The sequence below is a fragment of the Brevundimonas phoenicis genome, from assembly GCF_047237745.1.
In the GTDB taxonomy this organism is placed as follows: Bacteria; Pseudomonadota; Alphaproteobacteria; order Caulobacterales; family Caulobacteraceae; genus Brevundimonas.
On sequence record NZ_JBDFLN010000001.1, the window covers coordinates 1,205,551 to 1,220,350 of the forward strand.

General features: G+C 68.8%; 18 protein-coding genes. 15 read left to right on the top strand and 3 right to left on the bottom strand.

Annotated features, from left to right (window positions below):
• Positions 1-65 precede the first annotated feature (65 nt).
• From ABC419_RS05970 to ABC419_RS06010, 9 genes are all read left to right on the top strand, one after another.
• A complete protein-coding gene (locus ABC419_RS05970) occupies positions 66-1,856 on the top strand; it encodes a M3 family oligoendopeptidase (RefSeq protein ID WP_412876017.1) in 1,791 nt (596 codons plus the stop codon).
• Between the two features lie 72 nt (positions 1,857-1,928).
• Positions 1,929-2,174, top strand: coding sequence for an aa3-type cytochrome c oxidase subunit IV (locus tag ABC419_RS05975; protein ID WP_165906523.1), 246 nt, complete (start codon positions 1,929-1,931; stop codon positions 2,172-2,174).
• A 137-nt stretch (positions 2,175-2,311) separates the two neighbouring features.
• Positions 2,312-3,445: a Re/Si-specific NAD(P)(+) transhydrogenase subunit alpha gene (locus ABC419_RS05980; RefSeq protein WP_412876016.1), complete on the top strand. Its 1,134-nt coding sequence runs from the start codon at positions 2,312-2,314 to the stop codon at positions 3,443-3,445.
• A complete protein-coding gene (locus ABC419_RS05985; RefSeq protein WP_024353336.1) occupies positions 3,445-3,771 on the top strand; it encodes an NAD(P) transhydrogenase subunit alpha part 2 in 327 nt (108 codons plus the stop codon). Before ABC419_RS05980 ends, ABC419_RS05985 begins: the two co-directional genes overlap by 1 nt.
• Positions 3,768-4,049, top strand: a complete 282-nt coding sequence (locus tag ABC419_RS05990; protein ID WP_368924684.1) for a hypothetical protein — start codon at positions 3,768-3,770, stop codon at positions 4,047-4,049. The genes ABC419_RS05985 and ABC419_RS05990 overlap by 4 nt, the downstream gene beginning before the upstream one ends.
• Positions 4,050-4,064: 15 nt before the next feature.
• Positions 4,065-4,439 carry a hypothetical protein gene (locus ABC419_RS05995; RefSeq protein ID WP_125900014.1) on the top strand — a complete coding sequence of 125 codons (375 nt, stop codon included), beginning with the start codon at positions 4,065-4,067 and terminating at the stop codon, positions 4,437-4,439.
• A gap of 26 nt (positions 4,440-4,465) precedes the next feature.
• Entirely contained in the window at positions 4,466-5,884 is a 1,419-nt protein-coding gene (locus tag ABC419_RS06000; RefSeq protein ID WP_200167772.1) for an NAD(P)(+) transhydrogenase (Re/Si-specific) subunit beta, read from the top strand.
• A gap of 71 nt (positions 5,885-5,955) precedes the next feature.
• Complete coding sequence (locus ABC419_RS06005; protein ID WP_412876015.1) at positions 5,956-6,678, top strand: hypothetical protein; 723 nt, start codon at positions 5,956-5,958, stop codon at positions 6,676-6,678.
• A gap of 17 nt (positions 6,679-6,695) precedes the next feature.
• The gene (locus tag ABC419_RS06010) at positions 6,696-7,157 is read left to right on the top strand and encodes a hypothetical protein (protein ID WP_412876014.1); all 462 of its coding nucleotides are present in this window, start codon (positions 6,696-6,698) and stop codon (positions 7,155-7,157) included.
• Here ABC419_RS06010 and ABC419_RS06015 read toward each other — a convergent pair.
• A complete protein-coding gene (locus tag ABC419_RS06015) occupies positions 7,109-7,717 on the bottom strand; it encodes a hypothetical protein (RefSeq protein ID WP_200167769.1) in 609 nt (202 codons plus the stop codon). The two genes, ABC419_RS06010 and ABC419_RS06015, sit on opposite strands and share 49 nt — an antisense overlap.
• A gap of 143 nt (positions 7,718-7,860) precedes the next feature.
• On the opposite strand from ABC419_RS06015, the gene ABC419_RS06020 reads away from it, so the two are divergent.
• Genes ABC419_RS06020 through ABC419_RS06030 form a run of 3 tightly spaced genes read left to right on the top strand, consistent with a single transcriptional unit; the run spans position 7,861 to position 10,166 of the window.
• Entirely contained in the window at positions 7,861-8,232 is a 372-nt protein-coding gene (locus tag ABC419_RS06020) for a cupin domain-containing protein (protein WP_200167768.1), read from the top strand.
• 14 nt (positions 8,233-8,246) lie between these two features.
• Positions 8,247-8,660 (top strand): DUF1801 domain-containing protein, encoded by a 414-nt coding sequence (locus ABC419_RS06025; RefSeq protein ID WP_412876013.1) that lies wholly within the window; start codon positions 8,247-8,249, stop codon positions 8,658-8,660.
• A gap of 39 nt (positions 8,661-8,699) precedes the next feature.
• Positions 8,700-10,166: an amidohydrolase family protein gene (locus tag ABC419_RS06030; RefSeq protein WP_412876012.1), complete on the top strand. Its 1,467-nt coding sequence runs from the start codon at positions 8,700-8,702 to the stop codon at positions 10,164-10,166.
• Here the strand turns inward: ABC419_RS06030 and ABC419_RS06035 are convergent.
• Together ABC419_RS06035 and ABC419_RS06040 are read right to left on the bottom strand one after the other, a co-directional pair.
• Positions 10,144-10,719 carry an HdeD family acid-resistance protein gene (locus tag ABC419_RS06035; RefSeq protein ID WP_412876011.1) on the bottom strand — a complete coding sequence of 192 codons (576 nt, stop codon included), beginning with the start codon at positions 10,717-10,719 and terminating at the stop codon, positions 10,144-10,146. The two genes, ABC419_RS06030 and ABC419_RS06035, sit on opposite strands and share 23 nt — an antisense overlap.
• An 89-nt stretch (positions 10,720-10,808) precedes the next feature.
• Positions 10,809-11,048 carry a hypothetical protein gene (locus ABC419_RS06040; protein ID WP_191743326.1) on the bottom strand — a complete coding sequence of 80 codons (240 nt, stop codon included), beginning with the start codon at positions 11,046-11,048 and terminating at the stop codon, positions 10,809-10,811.
• 93 nt (positions 11,049-11,141) lie between these two features.
• Between ABC419_RS06040 and ABC419_RS06045 the strand changes: the two genes are divergently transcribed.
• From ABC419_RS06045 to ABC419_RS06055, 3 genes are all read left to right on the top strand, one after another.
• A complete protein-coding gene (locus tag ABC419_RS06045; RefSeq protein WP_412876010.1) occupies positions 11,142-12,125 on the top strand; it encodes a WYL domain-containing protein in 984 nt (327 codons plus the stop codon).
• Positions 12,126-12,336: 211 nt separating this feature from the next.
• Positions 12,337-13,773 carry a hypothetical protein gene (locus ABC419_RS06050; RefSeq protein WP_412876009.1) on the top strand — a complete coding sequence of 479 codons (1,437 nt, stop codon included), beginning with the start codon at positions 12,337-12,339 and terminating at the stop codon, positions 13,771-13,773.
• Positions 13,774-13,839: 66 nt separating this feature from the next.
• Entirely contained in the window at positions 13,840-14,673 is an 834-nt protein-coding gene (locus tag ABC419_RS06055) for a universal stress protein (protein WP_412876008.1), read from the top strand.
• Positions 14,674-14,800: the final 127 nt, after the last annotated feature.

A 14,800-nucleotide genomic window follows, 5' to 3' on the forward strand; every position in this document is an offset into this window, starting at 1 on the left:
GAGGCTGCCCCCCCTGAAAGAAGGGCGGCTTGCATCGCGCCGTTCGCCTCCCCACAACCAAGGGCATGAACGCGCCCGTCAAACCAACCGAATTCGCCGACGCCCCGCTGTGGGATCTGTCCGACCTCTACGCCTCGCGCGAGGATGCGCGTATCGCCGCCGATCTGGAGCGGGCCAGGGGGCTGGTGGAGCGGATGAACGCCTGGCAGGGGCGGCTGGCCGCGCTGTCGGGCGCCGAACTGGGCCGGGCGCTGGACGAGGCGATCGGGCTTTATGAGCAGGCGGCGGATGTGATGGGGGCCTTGGGCGCCTACGCCTTCCTGGCCGCCTCGACCAACCGCGAGGACGCGGCGGCGCAGGGGTTTGAGGCCGATGTGCGCGAGAAGCTGACCGTCATCGCCACCCCGACCGTCTGGCTGACGCTGGAGATCAATGCGCTGGACGAGGCGGCGGTTGAGGCGGCGCTGACGGCCCATGCGCCCGCCGCGCGCTGGGCGCCGTGGCTGCGCCGGGTGCGGGCGATGAAGCCGCATGAACTGTCGGCCGAGCTGGAGACCTTCATCGCCGAGCGCGGGCCGATTCAGGCGCAGTGGCCGCGCCTGTTCGACGAAACCCTGGCCGTGCTGCGCGCGCGCGTAGGGGATGAGGAGCTGACCCTGGCCGAGGGGCTGAATCGTCTCAGCGACGCGGACGGCGCCAAACGTCAGGCGGCGGGCGAGGGCCTGTCGACGGCCTTTTCCGGCATCGCCCGGACCATGGCCATGGTGTTGAACACCGTCGCCGCCGAAAAGGCGCTGGAGGATCGCAAGCGCGGTTTCAAACGTCCCGCCGACAGCCGCCATCTGGGCAATGAGGTCGACGGCGAGAGCGTGGACGCCATGGCCGAGGCGGTGGCCGAAGCCTATCCGCGTCTGGCGCATCGCTATTATGCGCTGAAGGCCAAGGCGATGGGCAAGGATCGGCTGGCCCACTGGGACCGCAATGCGCCGATCGAGGCGGCGGCGTCGCGCGCCTATGACTGGGCGGGCGGGCGCGAGGTGGTGCTGTCCAGCTTTGCTGATCTGGGCGGGGACTTCGCCGAGCGGGCGGGCTGGTTCTTCGACCGGCCGTGGATCGACGCGCGGGCGCGGGCGGGCAAGCAGTCCGGCGCCTATGCGCACCCGGTGACGGCGGATCGGCACCCCTATGTCTTCCTGAACTGGATGGGCGAGCGGCGCGACGTGCTGACCCTGGCGCATGAACTGGGCCACGGGGTGCACCAGACGCTGGCGGCGGGGCAGGGATCGCTGCTGGCCGATACGCCGCTGACGCTGGCCGAGACGGCGTCGATCTTCGCCGAGGGGCTGACCTTCGACCGCCTGCTGGCCGAGGCGACGCCGGACGAACAGCGCGCCCTGCTGGCCGGTCGGATCGAGGACGGGCTGAACACGGTGGTCCGCCAGATCGCCTTCCACCGCTTCGAGACGCGCTTCCACGACGAGCGGGCGGCGGGCGAGGTGCCGGTCGAGCGCATCCGCGACATCTGGATGGAGGAGCTGGGCGCCAGCCTCGGCCCGTCCGTCGACCTGACCGGCTATGAGGACTGGTGGGCCTATGTCAGCCACTTCGTCCACGCGCCTTTCTATGTTTACGCCTATGCGTTCGGCGATCTGCTGGTCGCGGCGCTGATGGAGACGCGGGCCAAGGATCCGGCGGCCTTTACGCCCCTGTATCGCGACCTGCTGTCGGGCGGCGGGGCGCGGACCTATGTCGAGGCGCTGAAGCCGTTCGGCCTGAACCCGCGCGACCCGGCCTTCTGGACCATCGGAACCAAGCGGCTGGAAGGCCTGATCGATCGGTTCGAGGCGCTGGGATGAGGCGCGGGCTTGAGCCGTGCGCAGGCCTCGCTATAAGGGCCGTCGAAATCTCGACTCTTTTTTGGATGCCCCATGGCCGACCAGCACGCTGAAGCGACCGCCCCCCACGTCCACGGGGAAATGAACATCACGGAGCAAGCGGGCACCTGGACGCTGTTCATGGGCCTGACCAAGTGGTTGTCGTTGGCCACGGCCGTGCTGATTCTGTTCCTGACGGTGTGGTTCGCCGTCGGCGCCGGTTTCATTCCCGCCTTCATTAGCGGTGTCGTGCTGTCGGTCGCGGGTTTCTTCATGCTGCGTTCCAAGTCGTCGCACTGAGTTTCGGCTCTCTGGAAACAGAGGTGTCCTGAAGGCCCGCCGGTTCGTCCGGCGGGCCTTTTGCTTGTGGGGCTTTGACGCCGCTTCCAGCTTCGGCCTAACGTCGCTTTCGGACCCTGGGGATTGGGAGGATTCGCTTGGCCGTCGCCATCGCCGTGACCCGTGAACGCCGTGAAGGCGAGACGCGCTGCGCCGTAACCCCGGAAACGGTCAGGAAGCTGGCCGATCTCGGCGCGACCGTGACGGTCGAGGCGGGAACAGGTCTGGGCTCGTCCATTCCGGATGACGATTACGTCGTGGCGGGGGCCAGCGTGCGGCCCGATCTGGCGGCGGCGTTGGCGGGAGCTGACATCCTGCTGAAGGTGCGCGGCCCGACGGCGTCGGAGATCAGCGCCCTGAAGCCCGGCGCGGTGGTGGTCAGCCTGCTGGACGCCTGGCGCGACAAGGCCACGCTTGAGGCGTTGAGGGGCGCCAACGCCACCGCCTTCGCCATGGAGTTCGTGCCGCGCATCACGCGCGCCCAGGTGATGGACGTGCTGTCGTCCCAGGCCAATCTGGCCGGATATCGGGCGGTGATCGAGGCGGCCTACGCCTATGGAAAGGGCTTCCCCATGATGATGACGGCCGCCGGGACGGTGGCTGCCGCCAAGACCTTCGTCATGGGCGCGGGCGTTGCGGGGCTTCAGGCCATCGCCACGGCGCGGCGTCTGGGCGCGGTCGTTACAGCCACCGACGTGCGCCCTGCCGCTAAGGAGCAGGTCGAGAGCCTGGGCGCCAAATTCGTCGCGGTCGAGGATGAAGAGTTCAAGGCGGCCGAGACAGCGGGCGGCTACGCCAAGGCCATGTCGGCCGAGTATCAGGCCAAGCAGGCCGACCTGACCGCCGCCCACATCATCAAGCAGGACGTGGTGATCACCACCGCCCTGATCCCCGGCCGCCCGGCGCCGAAGCTGGTGACGGCGGCGCACGTCGCCTCGATGAAGCCGGGCTCGGTCATCATCGACCTGGCGGTCGAGGCGGGCGGCAACGTCGAAGGCTCCAAGCTGAATGAGGTCGTGACCACGGCCAATGGGGTGAAGATCGTCGGCTGGAGCAACATGCCCGGCCGTATCGCCGCGGACGCCAGCGCTCTTTATGCGCGCAACCTGGTCGCCTTCCTGGGGTTGATGATCAAGGACGGCGCCCTGGCGGTCGACCTGGAGGAGGAAATCCTCCAGGCCGCCGTCGTCACCCACGGCGGCGCCGTGGTGCATGAAGGAGTGAGAGGCTGATGGAACACGTTGATCCCACCGTCTTTCGCCTGGCGATCTTCGTCCTATCGATCTTCGTCGGCTACTATGTCGTCTGGAGCGTGACGCCGGCGCTGCATACGCCGCTGATGGCCGTGACCAACGCCATTTCCAGCGTCATCATCGTCGGCGGCCTGATCGCGGCGGCGGCGATGAGCGCGCAGGCGGGCGGGCCGAACGCCTGGATCGCCAAGGGCGCGGGCGTGGCCGCAGTCACCCTGGCCAGCGTCAACATCTTCGGGGGCTTCATGGTCACGCGCCGGATGCTGGCCATGTACAAGAAGAAGGAAAGGCCCAAGGCTTCGTGACCCTGTCGCCCATCCTGCTGGCCTTCTATGCCTCCTGGGCCGTCACGGGTCTGGGCGTGGCCCTGTGGATCTGGAGCTGGGTGCGGGTGAAAGACCCCATCGGGCGCCTACGGTTCCAGGACTGCGGGGTCGTGCTGGTTTTCGCCGCTGTCCTGACGCGCATCATCATTCAGGATCGTCAGATGACGGTCTTCGACTGGGCGATGATCCTGCTCGGGCCTCTGTTCATCGCGGCCGCCCTGTGGCGGTTGTCGCGCACCCAACCCGTCAAACGCTAGCAAGAGTATCGCGTGATGAAGACTGTCTTGATTTCTGTCGCGGCCGTGTCGGCTGTTGTCGCCCTGGCCGGGGCCGCCTCTGCGCAATCGACCCGCGAAGTGGGCAAGAATCCCTACGGCGGCCTGCACTGGTCGGTTGTCGCGCCGCAGGGCGCCAGCTGGGCGCTGGAATGCGGTTTCGCGCCCGTGACGGTGCGCGGCGTTCACATGAATCGCATCAAGCACACGGGCTCGGGCCGGATGACCGGGCGGTTGCCGGGCGCGGACGGCCGCTGCCAGGTGATCAAGACGGGCGGCCAGGGAACGGTCGGTCTGGCGGTGGTCAAGAACGGCCAGGCCACGGCGGCGGGCACCAACGGCGGCGCGCCCGCCATCGTCAACGTTTTCTGATTCAGGGTTGAAGGAAGGGGGAGGGGATGAACGCATCGATCGCGGCGCTGGCCTATCTGGCGGCGGGGGTTCTGTTCATCCTCTCGCTTCGAGGGCTGTCCAGCCCTGAGACCAGCCGTAAAGGCAACACCCTGGGCATGGTCGGCATGGCCCTGGCCGTCGGCGTCACCCTGCTGACGCTGGGGACCAGCGGGGCGCTGGATCCCCTGACCCTGGCCCTGATCGCGGGCGGGGTCGTGGTCGGCGGCGGCGCGGGCGCGGTCATCGCCAACCGCGTGCCGATGACGGCCATGCCGCAACTGGTCGCGGCATTTCACTCCCTGGTCGGCCTGGCGGCCTGTCTGGTGGCGGTGGGGGCGGTCTATGCGCCCGACGCCTTCGGCATCGTCACGGCGACGGGCGGGATCAAGACCCTGTCCATCGTCGAACTGAGCCTGGGCGTGGCCATCGGGGCCATCACCTTCACCGGCTCGGTTATCGCCTTCGCCAAGCTGGACGGGCGGATGAGCGGGGCGCCGATCATCCTGCCGGCGCGGCACCTCATCAACATCGCTCTGGCGCTGGCTCTCGTCTTCCTGATCGGCATCCTGATCGGGACGGGCGGGACGGCGATCTGGGCCTTCTGGGGCGTGTTCGCCATCGCCCTGATCCTGGGCGCGACCCTGATCATCCCCATCGGCGGGGCGGACATGCCCGTCGTGGTGTCCATGCTGAACTCCTATTCCGGGTGGGCGGCGGCGGCGCTGGGGTTCACGCTGGAGAACATCGCCCTGATCATCACCGGGGCCCTGGTCGGGGCGTCGGGCGCGATCCTCAGCTACATCATGTGCAAGGGCATGAACCGCAGCTTCATCAGCGTCATCCTGGGCGGTTTCGGCGCCGAGGCGGGCGCGGCGGCGGGCGGCGGCGCGGTCGAGACGCGGCCGGTCAAGCAGGGCTCGGCCGAGGACGCCGCCTTCATCATGAAGAACGCCTCCAAGGTCATCATCGTGCCCGGCTACGGCATGGCGGTGGCCCAGGCCCAGCACGCGCTTCGCGAAATGGCTGACACGCTGAAGGAAGAAGGCGTCGAGGTGAAATACGCCATCCACCCCGTCGCGGGCCGGATGCCGGGTCATATGAACGTCCTGCTGGCCGAGGCCAACGTGCCCTATGACGAGGTGTTCGAGCTGGAGGACATCAACAGCGAGTTCGCCTCGGCTGACGTGGCCTTCGTCATCGGCGCCAACGACGTGACCAATCCGGCGGCCAAGACCGATCCGCAATCGCCCATCTACGGCATGCCGGTGCTGGACGTGGAGAAGGCGGGCACCGTCCTGTTCATCAAGCGGTCGATGGGCAGCGGCTATGCGGGGGTCGAGAACGAACTCTTCTTCCGCGACAACACCATGATGCTGTTCGCCGACGCCAAGAAGATGGTCGAAGGGATCGTGAAGGCCCTTTGAGTTCGTGCGCGAGAACCCTTCGCGCGGCGGTGCGTTGGCTTGCGACGCTCAACCTGAGCCGTGGAGAGATCATGACCGCATTCCAAGGACTGAAAACCGTCGCCGTGCTGGGCGTCCTGGCTGGACTGGCCGCTTGCGGTCAGGCGGAAAAGACGGCCGACAAGGCTGACGCTACGGCCGAGGCGACCCAGGCGGCGCCTGAAGCCGCCTCTGCAACGGGCGGCGCGCCGACCATCGACCAGATGATGGGCGTGCAGGTGGCCTATCTGGAATCCAAGCTGGGTCCGGCCCGCACGGTTCAGGACAAGGAGCGCACTTATGAGATCGGCGGCTGCACGGTCCGCGTCCGCGCCGAGGGCGACGAGGTCGTCGGCTACGCCGTGCCGATGACGCCGGCCTGCTCGACCCAGGCGCTGGCGGCGCTGAAGGACTATGATCTGCCGCAGAAGATCGACCTGACCATGGGCGAGTTCGCCGCCGCGCGCGGCAACGCCGACTTCAAGGCCGACTGCCTGATGCTGTGCGGCAATGCGGCCGATCCCTGGCTCTATCTGGAAAGCGCCGGTCCGCGCGTCTCGCCGGGCATTCGCGCCTCGGCCGTGATGGTCAGCGACGCCACGATCGACGCCTCCTTCCGCATCCGCGACGCCATCAAGGCGGCCAAGGGCGAGGACTATGTGATCGACACGACCTTCAACTGCAGCGCGGACTTCGACCAGATGGCGGTGAGCGAGCTGAAGGCCGTCCGCATCGACGAGATCGAGGTCGGCTACATCCCCTACGGCCGCTGCTGAGGGCGAGGGCGAGGGCGATGAAACGCGGCGCGGTTCTGCGAGTCGGAGCGGCGCTGGCGACGGGGGCCGTCGTCCTGGCGGCGTGCTCGGCGATGATCCCGGTCAACGTCAGCGGCGGGCTGGAGCGGCCGGTCGCGACCTTCGGCGCCGATCCCGCCAAGCCCGAGAAGGCCTGTCTGGGCGGCATCGCCGTGCATGAGCGGTCGAACGCCATGATGCGGCCGGTCTGGTCGATCGAGGCGCGCGGCCGCGACTGTCGGGGCGTGAGGCAGGTGGTCTATGGCGAGACGCCCGAGGGGTTCGAAACGACAGTAGAGGCGGCGGCGCTGAAACCGGGCGTGCGATACAGCGTCTTTGGCTACGGCATGACCGGCGGCCCGTTGAGCCGCGTGCCCTGGCGCGGCGGGGATGAGGTGGTGTTCGAGAATGGTCAGTGGCGTCCGGCAGGCGGGTCCGCTGCTGTCGGGCAGGAGCCGTAGGCCTCACTATACGGTCGATCGAAGCAGGCGATGAAGCCGTCGAGAACCTTGAGGTTGACCGGCCATTCCAGATCGAAGCCGTACTGGGCCTTGAAACGCGCGGCCGCCTGATCAAAATCGGGCGGCTTGGGCAGGGCGGCCAGCCGCTCTCTTGCGGCGATCAGGCCTACGCGGTCCTGGTGAAGGAAGGCGATGGTCCCAAGCGCATAATCGGAAAAGCCACTGCGAGACATGTCAGGATTCACCCCGGCCATCATCAGCCGCGTCGCCGCCTGCGTCTGGCCCAGCCCCGCACGGAGCTGGCCCTCATGCCAGTAGTTGGTGTGGAGTTCGCTCGGCGTCAGGTCGCTCCAACGCGCCTTGCGATAGTCGGCCAGCAGGTCAGCGGCGACGGCAGCGCATTCGGGCTTTTCAGCCAAGGGGCGCCAGCCGCCCTGAAGATCCTGGTCAAAGGCGGCGGGCGGCAACGCGAGAAGCGCCACCCGGTCGTGAGAGCAGGTCTCACTGACGGAAGAAGGCGTGGCCTGCGCGATAGCCAGCGACATAAGAACGATCAGCATTCTGAGCCCCCTGAATGTCTGGCCATGAGAACGACGTTCTGTGTCTGGAATGTGGCTGTATCGCAGGGGCATTGGGCTGACAGGCGAAGCGCGCCATCAAGCGTGTGGCGTTCGTGTTGAAACTCAGTGGCTGGCGAGGGGAAGTGGAATTCACTGTGGATGAGGTCGTCGAGAACCTGGGGCTGCGGCCGCTGGTCGAGGGCGGCTGGGGGCGACCCATGGCGGGGGCGGACGCCGCCGCGCGCGGAGAGGCGGTCGGCGCCTATCGCCTATTGACGCCCGAGGCGCCGGACGACTGGCGCGCCACCGAAGCCGAGGAGCTGTGGACCGCCTATATGGGCGCGGCGCTTCAGGTCGAGCAGGCCACGGAGACGGGCGTGCGGCGCGAGACCCTGGCGGCCGGATCGGGCCAGTGGGTCACGGTTCCCGCGGGCGGCTGGCTGAGAACGCGCGCGCTCGGCGGATGGTGTCTGGCGGGGCGGATCGGACAGGCGCAAGGTGACGGCCTGTCCTGAGCGGGAGGCCGGGAATGAGCGAGCCGAAGACCAAGCCCACCGACGCCTCGGTCGAGGACTTCCTCGCGGCGGTCGAACCGGCGCGGCGACGCGAGGAGGGGCGGACGCTCTGCGCCCTGATGCAGGCGGTTTCGGGCGAGGCGCCGGTGATGTGGGGGCCGTCCATCGTCGGCTTCGGCCGCTACGCCAACGTCACCGCTGACGGCAAGAGCGCCGACTGGCCGCGCATGGGCTTCTCGCCGCGCAAGGCGGCGCTGACCCTGTATCTCGCCTCGACGCCGCAGACGGAGGCGCTGCTGGCGCGGTTGGGTCCGCACACGACCAGCACGGCCTGCCTCTACATCAAGCGGCTGGATCAGGCGGACATGGACGTGCTGCGAGCGCTCTGCGTCGCCGGTTGGGACGAGATGAAACGCCGCTATCCCTGATTGGCTTGCCGAGGGCGGCGAACGGATTATAGCGGATTCATGCGCACCTTTCTGATCGCCGCCGCCGCCCTGCTGTCCGCCTGCGCCCTGGCGCCGCTGGCCGCCGCCGAAACGCCGGTCCAGCCGGTCGACCTGCTGCTGACCTCGGCCACGGTGGTCGATGTCGAGAAGGGGACGACGACGCCGGATCAGCTGGTCGCCGTGCGCGGCGGCGACATCGTGGCCGTAGGCCCCGAGGGCGAGGCGGGCCGATATCAGGCCGTGCGGACGCTGGATCTGGGCGACCGCTACGTCATGCCGGGCCTGTGGGACATGCACGTCCACTTCGGCGGGGGCGAGACCCTGATCGAGGAGAACGCCGAGCTGATGCCGCTGTTCGTGGTCAACGGCGTGGTGGCGGTGCGCGACGCGGCGGGCGACCTGGCGCAACAGGTGCTGGACTGGCGCGCGTCGCCGCCGACCGCCGATGCGCCGCGCATCTTCACCTCCGGCCCCAAGATTGAGGGCATAGCCCCCGTCTGGAAGGGCGTGATCGAGACGGGCAGCGAGGCCGACGTGGACGCCGCCCTGGACCGGCTTCAGGCCCTGCGCGTCGACTTCGTCAAGATCACCGACAACACCCTGACGCCCGAGCTTTTCCTCTACGCCGTGCGCGAGGCGAAGAAGCGGGGCATGAAGACCTCGGCCCACATTCCGGCCAGCATCACTGTGCTGACGGCGGCGGAGGCGGGCCTGTCGTCGATCGAACACCTCGACTACGCCATGAAGGCGGGTTCGCGCGATGAGGCCGCCATCGCGGCCGACTATTTGGCGGGCAAATACACTTACGCCCAGACCATGCGGCGCTACGCCGACACCTTCGACGTTGAGACGGCGCGCCGGGTCTATGCGCGGTTGGCGGAGCTGGGCACGGCCGTGTCGCCGACCCTCTACGGCTCGACCACCCTGGCCAATCTGGACAAGGACGACCATTCGCACGACGACGGCCTGGCCTATGTCGGGCCGGGCATCCGGGCGACCTATGACTGGCGCGTCCAGCGCGCCGCCCAGGCTACGCCACAGCAGGTCGAGGATCGCCACTTCGTGAAGGACGTCACCGCGCGCACCCTGCCCATGCTGCGCGACGCGGGCGTGACGATCCTGACCGGGACGGACGCGGGCTTCCTGAACTCGTTCAACTATCCGGGCTTTTCGCTGCACGATGAGCTGGAGCTCTATGTGTCGCTGGGCCTGACGCCGCGCGAGGCCTTGGCGGGCTCGGTCGTGGACGGGCCGCGCTTCCTGAGCCAGGGCGAGCGTTACGGCGCGGTGGCGGCGGGCAAGTCGGCGGATCTGCTGGTGCTGGAGGCGAACCCGCTGGCCGACGTCAGCGCCACGCGCGACGCCGAGGCTGTGGTGCTGCGCGGCCGCCTGATCGATGCGGTTGAACTGGAGCGGATGCGCGCCGAGATCCGCGCGCGGGTCGCGGCGCGCAATGCGGTCTTCAAGCCTTCGCCAGCGTCCTGACCTTGAAGGCGACCCAGATCAGCAGCAGGCCGAACAGCACGGCCCAGGTCGCGATCAACCACAGCAGGCCGATGGCCCCGGCGCCGGGCATGAAGACCAGGATTAGGCCGAAGATCACCGACAGGGCGCCGGCGGCGCCCAGCGTCCACTCATTGGCGATCTCGTTACGCAGGCGGACGGCGCCGATGATCTCGAGCACGCCGCGCAGGATCGACCAGAAGCCGATCAGATAGACCAGGACCAGGGCCGTCAGGCCCGGCCAGGCGAAGACGATGACGGCGGTCAGGATGCTGACCACCCCGCCCAGGGCCAGCCACCAGCGGGGGACCATGCCGCCGCCGCGGATCGCCGCGATCAGGGCCAGAATCCCGTCTGCGAGGGCGTAGATCCCATAGACCATGATGAGGGTCAGCAGGCTGATCTGCGGCCAGACGAAGGTCAACACGCCGAACGCCACTGCGGCGAAGCCGCGCAACAGCAGCAGCCACCATGACCGATGCAGGGCGGATTTGACGAAGCCTTCCAGCGAAGGCGCGGCGTTGGAAGAGGTCATGAGTTCAGCTCCCCTTGGGCGTGGCGGCATACGGCCACGCTGGGCCAACGCGGGCGCGTGGGGGAGGGTTCCTCAACCTGCTTTCCCGCTCAGGCCGCCGCGCGCCAGTCGGAGCGGGCGTTGAACGGCGGGGTGTGGAACTCGTCCCACAGGGCGTCTTCGTTGGTGTAGCGGCTGGTCGAGGCGCTGATGACGTCCACGACCTGTTCCTCCTGACGGTCCCAGATGACGGCCAGATCGCTCTCGGTCTCGCACGGCACGATCATGTAGCGGTCGGCGAAGGTCTTGCGGGCGGGCTTTTGAACCGTCGGGGTGCGGGCGAAGGCCATGTCGTGATCTCCTGAAGCGATTGCCTCTTGCTGATGATGAGAGGATGCGACAGCATTACGCCAGTTTCGGACGTATCTCTGTGGAGAAGTCATTTGCGGCACGACAAGGCGGCCCTGGTCATCGATCTGGCGCGAGGCATGGCGGCCAGCGCCGAGGGGCTGACGCTGAACGAGATGGCGGCCCAGATGAACGTCGGGCGCCGCACGGCCGAGCGGATGCGCGACGCCGTGCTGATGCTGTTCCCGCAGGTCGAGGAGGTGTCGGATCCGCCAACCAAGCGCTGGCGCATCCGGGGCGGGCTGTCGGCTTTTGAACAGGCGCCGGCGGCGACCGAGATGCTGGAGCTGACCAAGGCGGCGGCCGCCCTGCGCGCGGCGGGCGAACCGGCGCGGGCGGCGGCGCTGGAAAGTCTGGAGCGCAAGGTGAAGGCGGCGATGCGCTCGACCACATTGAACCGCATGGCGCCGGATCTGGAGGCCCTGGTTCGGGCCGAGACGATCGCCGTCCAGGCCGGGCCGCGCCCCAGCGCCGATGAGACGGTGCTGGCCGAGATTCGCGGAGCGGTGCTGGCCGAGCGGCCGCTGAACTTCATCTACGCACGACCGGGGGCGGAGGCGCGCACCCGCACCATGACGCCGTGCGGCCTGATGTTCGGGCGCGCCAACTATCTGGTGGCGGCCGACCGCGAGAGCGGGCGCATCCAGACCTTCCGTCTGGACCGGATGAGCGCGGTCGAGGCGGGCGAAGGCACGGCGCGTCCGCCCGCCGATTTCGACCTGGGGGCCTTCGCCAGCCAGTCTTTCGGCATCTATCAGGACGAGATCGAAGAGGTGGCCGTCCGTATCACGCCCGAGGGGGCGGACGAGGCGCGCGGCTGGCGCTGGCACCCGACCCAGACGATCGAGGATCAGGCCGACGGCTCGGTCGTGGTGCGGTTCCGCGCCTCGGGCATGCGCGAACTGGCCTGGCACCTGTTCACCTGGGGCGAGCGGGCGACCATCGTGGGGCCCGAGCGGCTGAAGGCGGTGATGGCCGAGGAGCTTGCTGCGGCGGGGCGCGCCCTCGAACGGGCGTAAAGCTGAGCAAAGCGTAAGATGACGATGATGCAGCCGAACCTATACCTTCCCTGCGTCATCCTCGGCCTTGTGCCGAGGATCCATAAACGCGCCGGTTCGTCATCTGGATGGGACGGTTGAACGTCTTGCCGTCGAGGGTCTGGATCCTCGGCACAAGGCCGAGGATGAGGGCGTGTGAGTGGCGGATGAATAAGCAAAACAGGAGCCGTGCGTGCGTCTGAAAGTCCTGTCCACGGCGGCTGTCGCGGCCGCCATCCTGCTGACCGCCTGCGCCGCCAGCCCTGCGCCCGGCCCCTGGAACGTTGAGGCGGCGCCGCAGGTGACGGTGACGCGCAAGGACGGGCGGTTGACCGTCGACTATGTCTTCAACCGCGACGCCGTGGTCTGGGCCTTCATGGACTCGGCGCTGATTTCGGAGGTGCGCGAGCCGTGGCGGCCGCGTCAGTGGACGGTCGAGACGCCCGGCGTGGTGATGGAGCGACGCGGCCACTACGACATCATCCGCAGCACGGATGGCGGCCCGGTGCCGCGCCACGTCCGTTTCAGCGTGACGCCTCAGGCGGTCGAGCTGGAGGCGGAATACAAGACCCTGGTCTTCTCGGACGGGGCCGTGGCCCTGCCGACGCGGCAGATGGACGTCTTCGCCCTGGGCTCGCCCGAGGCGGCGGAGGCGATGCCGGCGGACCTCAACGGCGTCAATCTGGACGGCGGGGCGTCGCGCGTGACCTGGCGCGACCTGGACGGGCCGGTGCTGTTCAACGGCGAGCGCCACGCGGAACTGACGACGACGGGCGAGCGGTCCTATGTCCTGCTGGGACAGGCGCGGGTGACGCCGGGCGAGGGGCTGACCACCGTCATGGACCCCAATCTGCCGCCCTGGATCGGCGAGAAGATCCGCGACTTCGCCCCGCGCGTGGGCCAGTTCTATCTGCAACGTCTGGGACGGCCCGGTTCGGGCGGCGAGAAGCCGGTGGTCATGGTGTCGTGGAACGGCCCGACCGAGCGGATGACCAGCATGGGCGGCAGCGTCCTGCCCGGCCTGATCGTCATGTCGTTCGAGGGGACCGGCGTGACCCGGCCGACGGCGGAGATGGAGCGGGTGTCCCGCTGGTTCATCGGCCACGAGAGCGCCCACTTCTGGCTGGGCCAGACCGTGCGGTACGAGTTCGCGCGCGACGCCTGGATCACCGAGGGCGGCGCCGACCTGATGGCGGTGCGGGCGCTGAAGGCGCTGGACCCGGCCTATGACGACCGCAAGGCCCTGCAGGAAGAGGTCGACGACTGCGTGAGCCTGAGCCAGGGGCGCGGCGTGGCCGAGGCGGGCGAACGCGGCGAACACCGCGCCTATTACGCCTGCGGCGCCGTCTTCGCCCTAACGGCCGAGGGCGCGCAGAAGCGGCGCGACGGCGGCGACTGGTTCGGCTTCCTGCGGCCGCTGCTGGACGCCAACCGCCGGGACGGCGTGCTGAGCCGCGCCGAATGGCTGAACGCCCTGACGCGCGTGTCGGGCGATCCGACGCTGGCGGCCGACATCGGGCGGATGCTGGACCAGGGCGCGGCCGATCCCGCCGTCGAGATCGCCAGCCTGTTCCGCCGCGCGGGCGTGCCGCACCGGGTCGAGGGCGGTCGCATCATTCTGGCGAATTGATCCTGCTCAAGGCGCGGAACGGCGGTTTGTGCGTTGATGGGGCGTATCCTGAAGCAGGAGGCCCCAATGCCCTGGACCAGTCTGATCGTCTATGTCGACGATGAAGCCGACAACCCCGCCCGCCTGACCGAGGCCTGCGCACTGGCCGGCGCTCACGGGGCGCGGCTGATCGGGGTGTCTGCCTGCGCGCCCGAGACGCCGGTGGCCGACGCCTATGGGGCGGGCATTCTTCTGGGCGAGGTGATGGCGGCTCAGCAGGCGCGCAACGAAACCACGCTGAAGTCCGCTGAGCAGCGCTTCCGGGGCGCGATCGAGGCGGCGGGCGTCGAGGGCGAGTGGCGCGGCGACGTCGGCGACCCGACCGGCCTGACCCTGCGCTGCCTGCGGGCGGCGGACGCGGCCCTGGTCGGGCGCGACGCGGGCGGGGCCAGCGCCTGGCGCGCGCCGCATCCGGCGGATCTGGCCATGCGCTCGGGGCGGCCGGTGGTGGTGCTGCCGCCCAATCCGATCCGTTCGATGGTGGATGCCCCGGCGCTGCTGGCCTGGACCGACACGCGCGAGAGCCGACTGGCGGCGCAGGCGGCCCTGCCTCTGTTGAAGCGCGCCGACGGGGTGCGGGTGGTCGAGCTGTGCGACCCTGAAGACATGGACGGCGCCCGGTTGCGGACGCAGGATGTCGTACGCTGGCTGGCGGGGCACGGGATTGCGGCTGAACCAGACGCCCGCGCCCATGACGACCGCTCGGGCGGTCGGCGGCTGATCGACTGCGCCGAGGAAATGGGGGCGGGGCTCATGGTCTCCGGCGCCTGGGGGCATGCGCGGATGCGGCAGTGGATCTTCGGCGGGGTGACGCAGACCTTGCTGAACGAAGCGCCCGTGTCGCTGATGCTGGCGCACTGACTTTCCTTCTTCCCTTGCGGGAGAAGGTGGTCCGTAAGGACCGGATGAGGGGTTGCACTGTCGGTTGAGAGACCCCTCATCCGACCTCGCTTCGCTCGGCCACCTTCTTCCACAAGGGGAGAAGGGG

Coding starts and splice junctions, on each gene's coding strand:
- ABC419_RS05970 (WP_412876017.1), top strand. CDS start 66: ATGAACGCGCCCGTCAAACCAACCGAATTCGCCGACGCCCCGCTGTGG.
- ABC419_RS05975 (WP_165906523.1), top strand. CDS start 1,929: ATGGCCGACCAGCACGCTGAAGCGACCGCCCCCCACGTCCACGGGGAA.
- ABC419_RS05985 (WP_024353336.1), top strand. CDS start 3,445: ATGGAACACGTTGATCCCACCGTCTTTCGCCTGGCGATCTTCGTCCTA.
- ABC419_RS05995 (WP_125900014.1), top strand. CDS start 4,065: ATGAAGACTGTCTTGATTTCTGTCGCGGCCGTGTCGGCTGTTGTCGCC.
- ABC419_RS06000 (WP_200167772.1), top strand. CDS start 4,466: ATGAACGCATCGATCGCGGCGCTGGCCTATCTGGCGGCGGGGGTTCTG.
- ABC419_RS06005 (WP_412876015.1), top strand. CDS start 5,956: ATGACCGCATTCCAAGGACTGAAAACCGTCGCCGTGCTGGGCGTCCTG.
- ABC419_RS06010 (WP_412876014.1), top strand. CDS start 6,696: ATGAAACGCGGCGCGGTTCTGCGAGTCGGAGCGGCGCTGGCGACGGGG.
- ABC419_RS06015 (WP_200167769.1), bottom strand. CDS start 7,717: ATGCTGATCGTTCTTATGTCGCTGGCTATCGCGCAGGCCACGCCTTCT.
- ABC419_RS06025 (WP_412876013.1), top strand. CDS start 8,247: ATGAGCGAGCCGAAGACCAAGCCCACCGACGCCTCGGTCGAGGACTTC.
- ABC419_RS06030 (WP_412876012.1), top strand. CDS start 8,700: ATGCGCACCTTTCTGATCGCCGCCGCCGCCCTGCTGTCCGCCTGCGCC.
- ABC419_RS06035 (WP_412876011.1), bottom strand. CDS start 10,719: ATGACCTCTTCCAACGCCGCGCCTTCGCTGGAAGGCTTCGTCAAATCC.
- ABC419_RS06040 (WP_191743326.1), bottom strand. CDS start 11,048: ATGGCCTTCGCCCGCACCCCGACGGTTCAAAAGCCCGCCCGCAAGACC.
- ABC419_RS06055 (WP_412876008.1), top strand. CDS start 13,840: ATGCCCTGGACCAGTCTGATCGTCTATGTCGACGATGAAGCCGACAAC.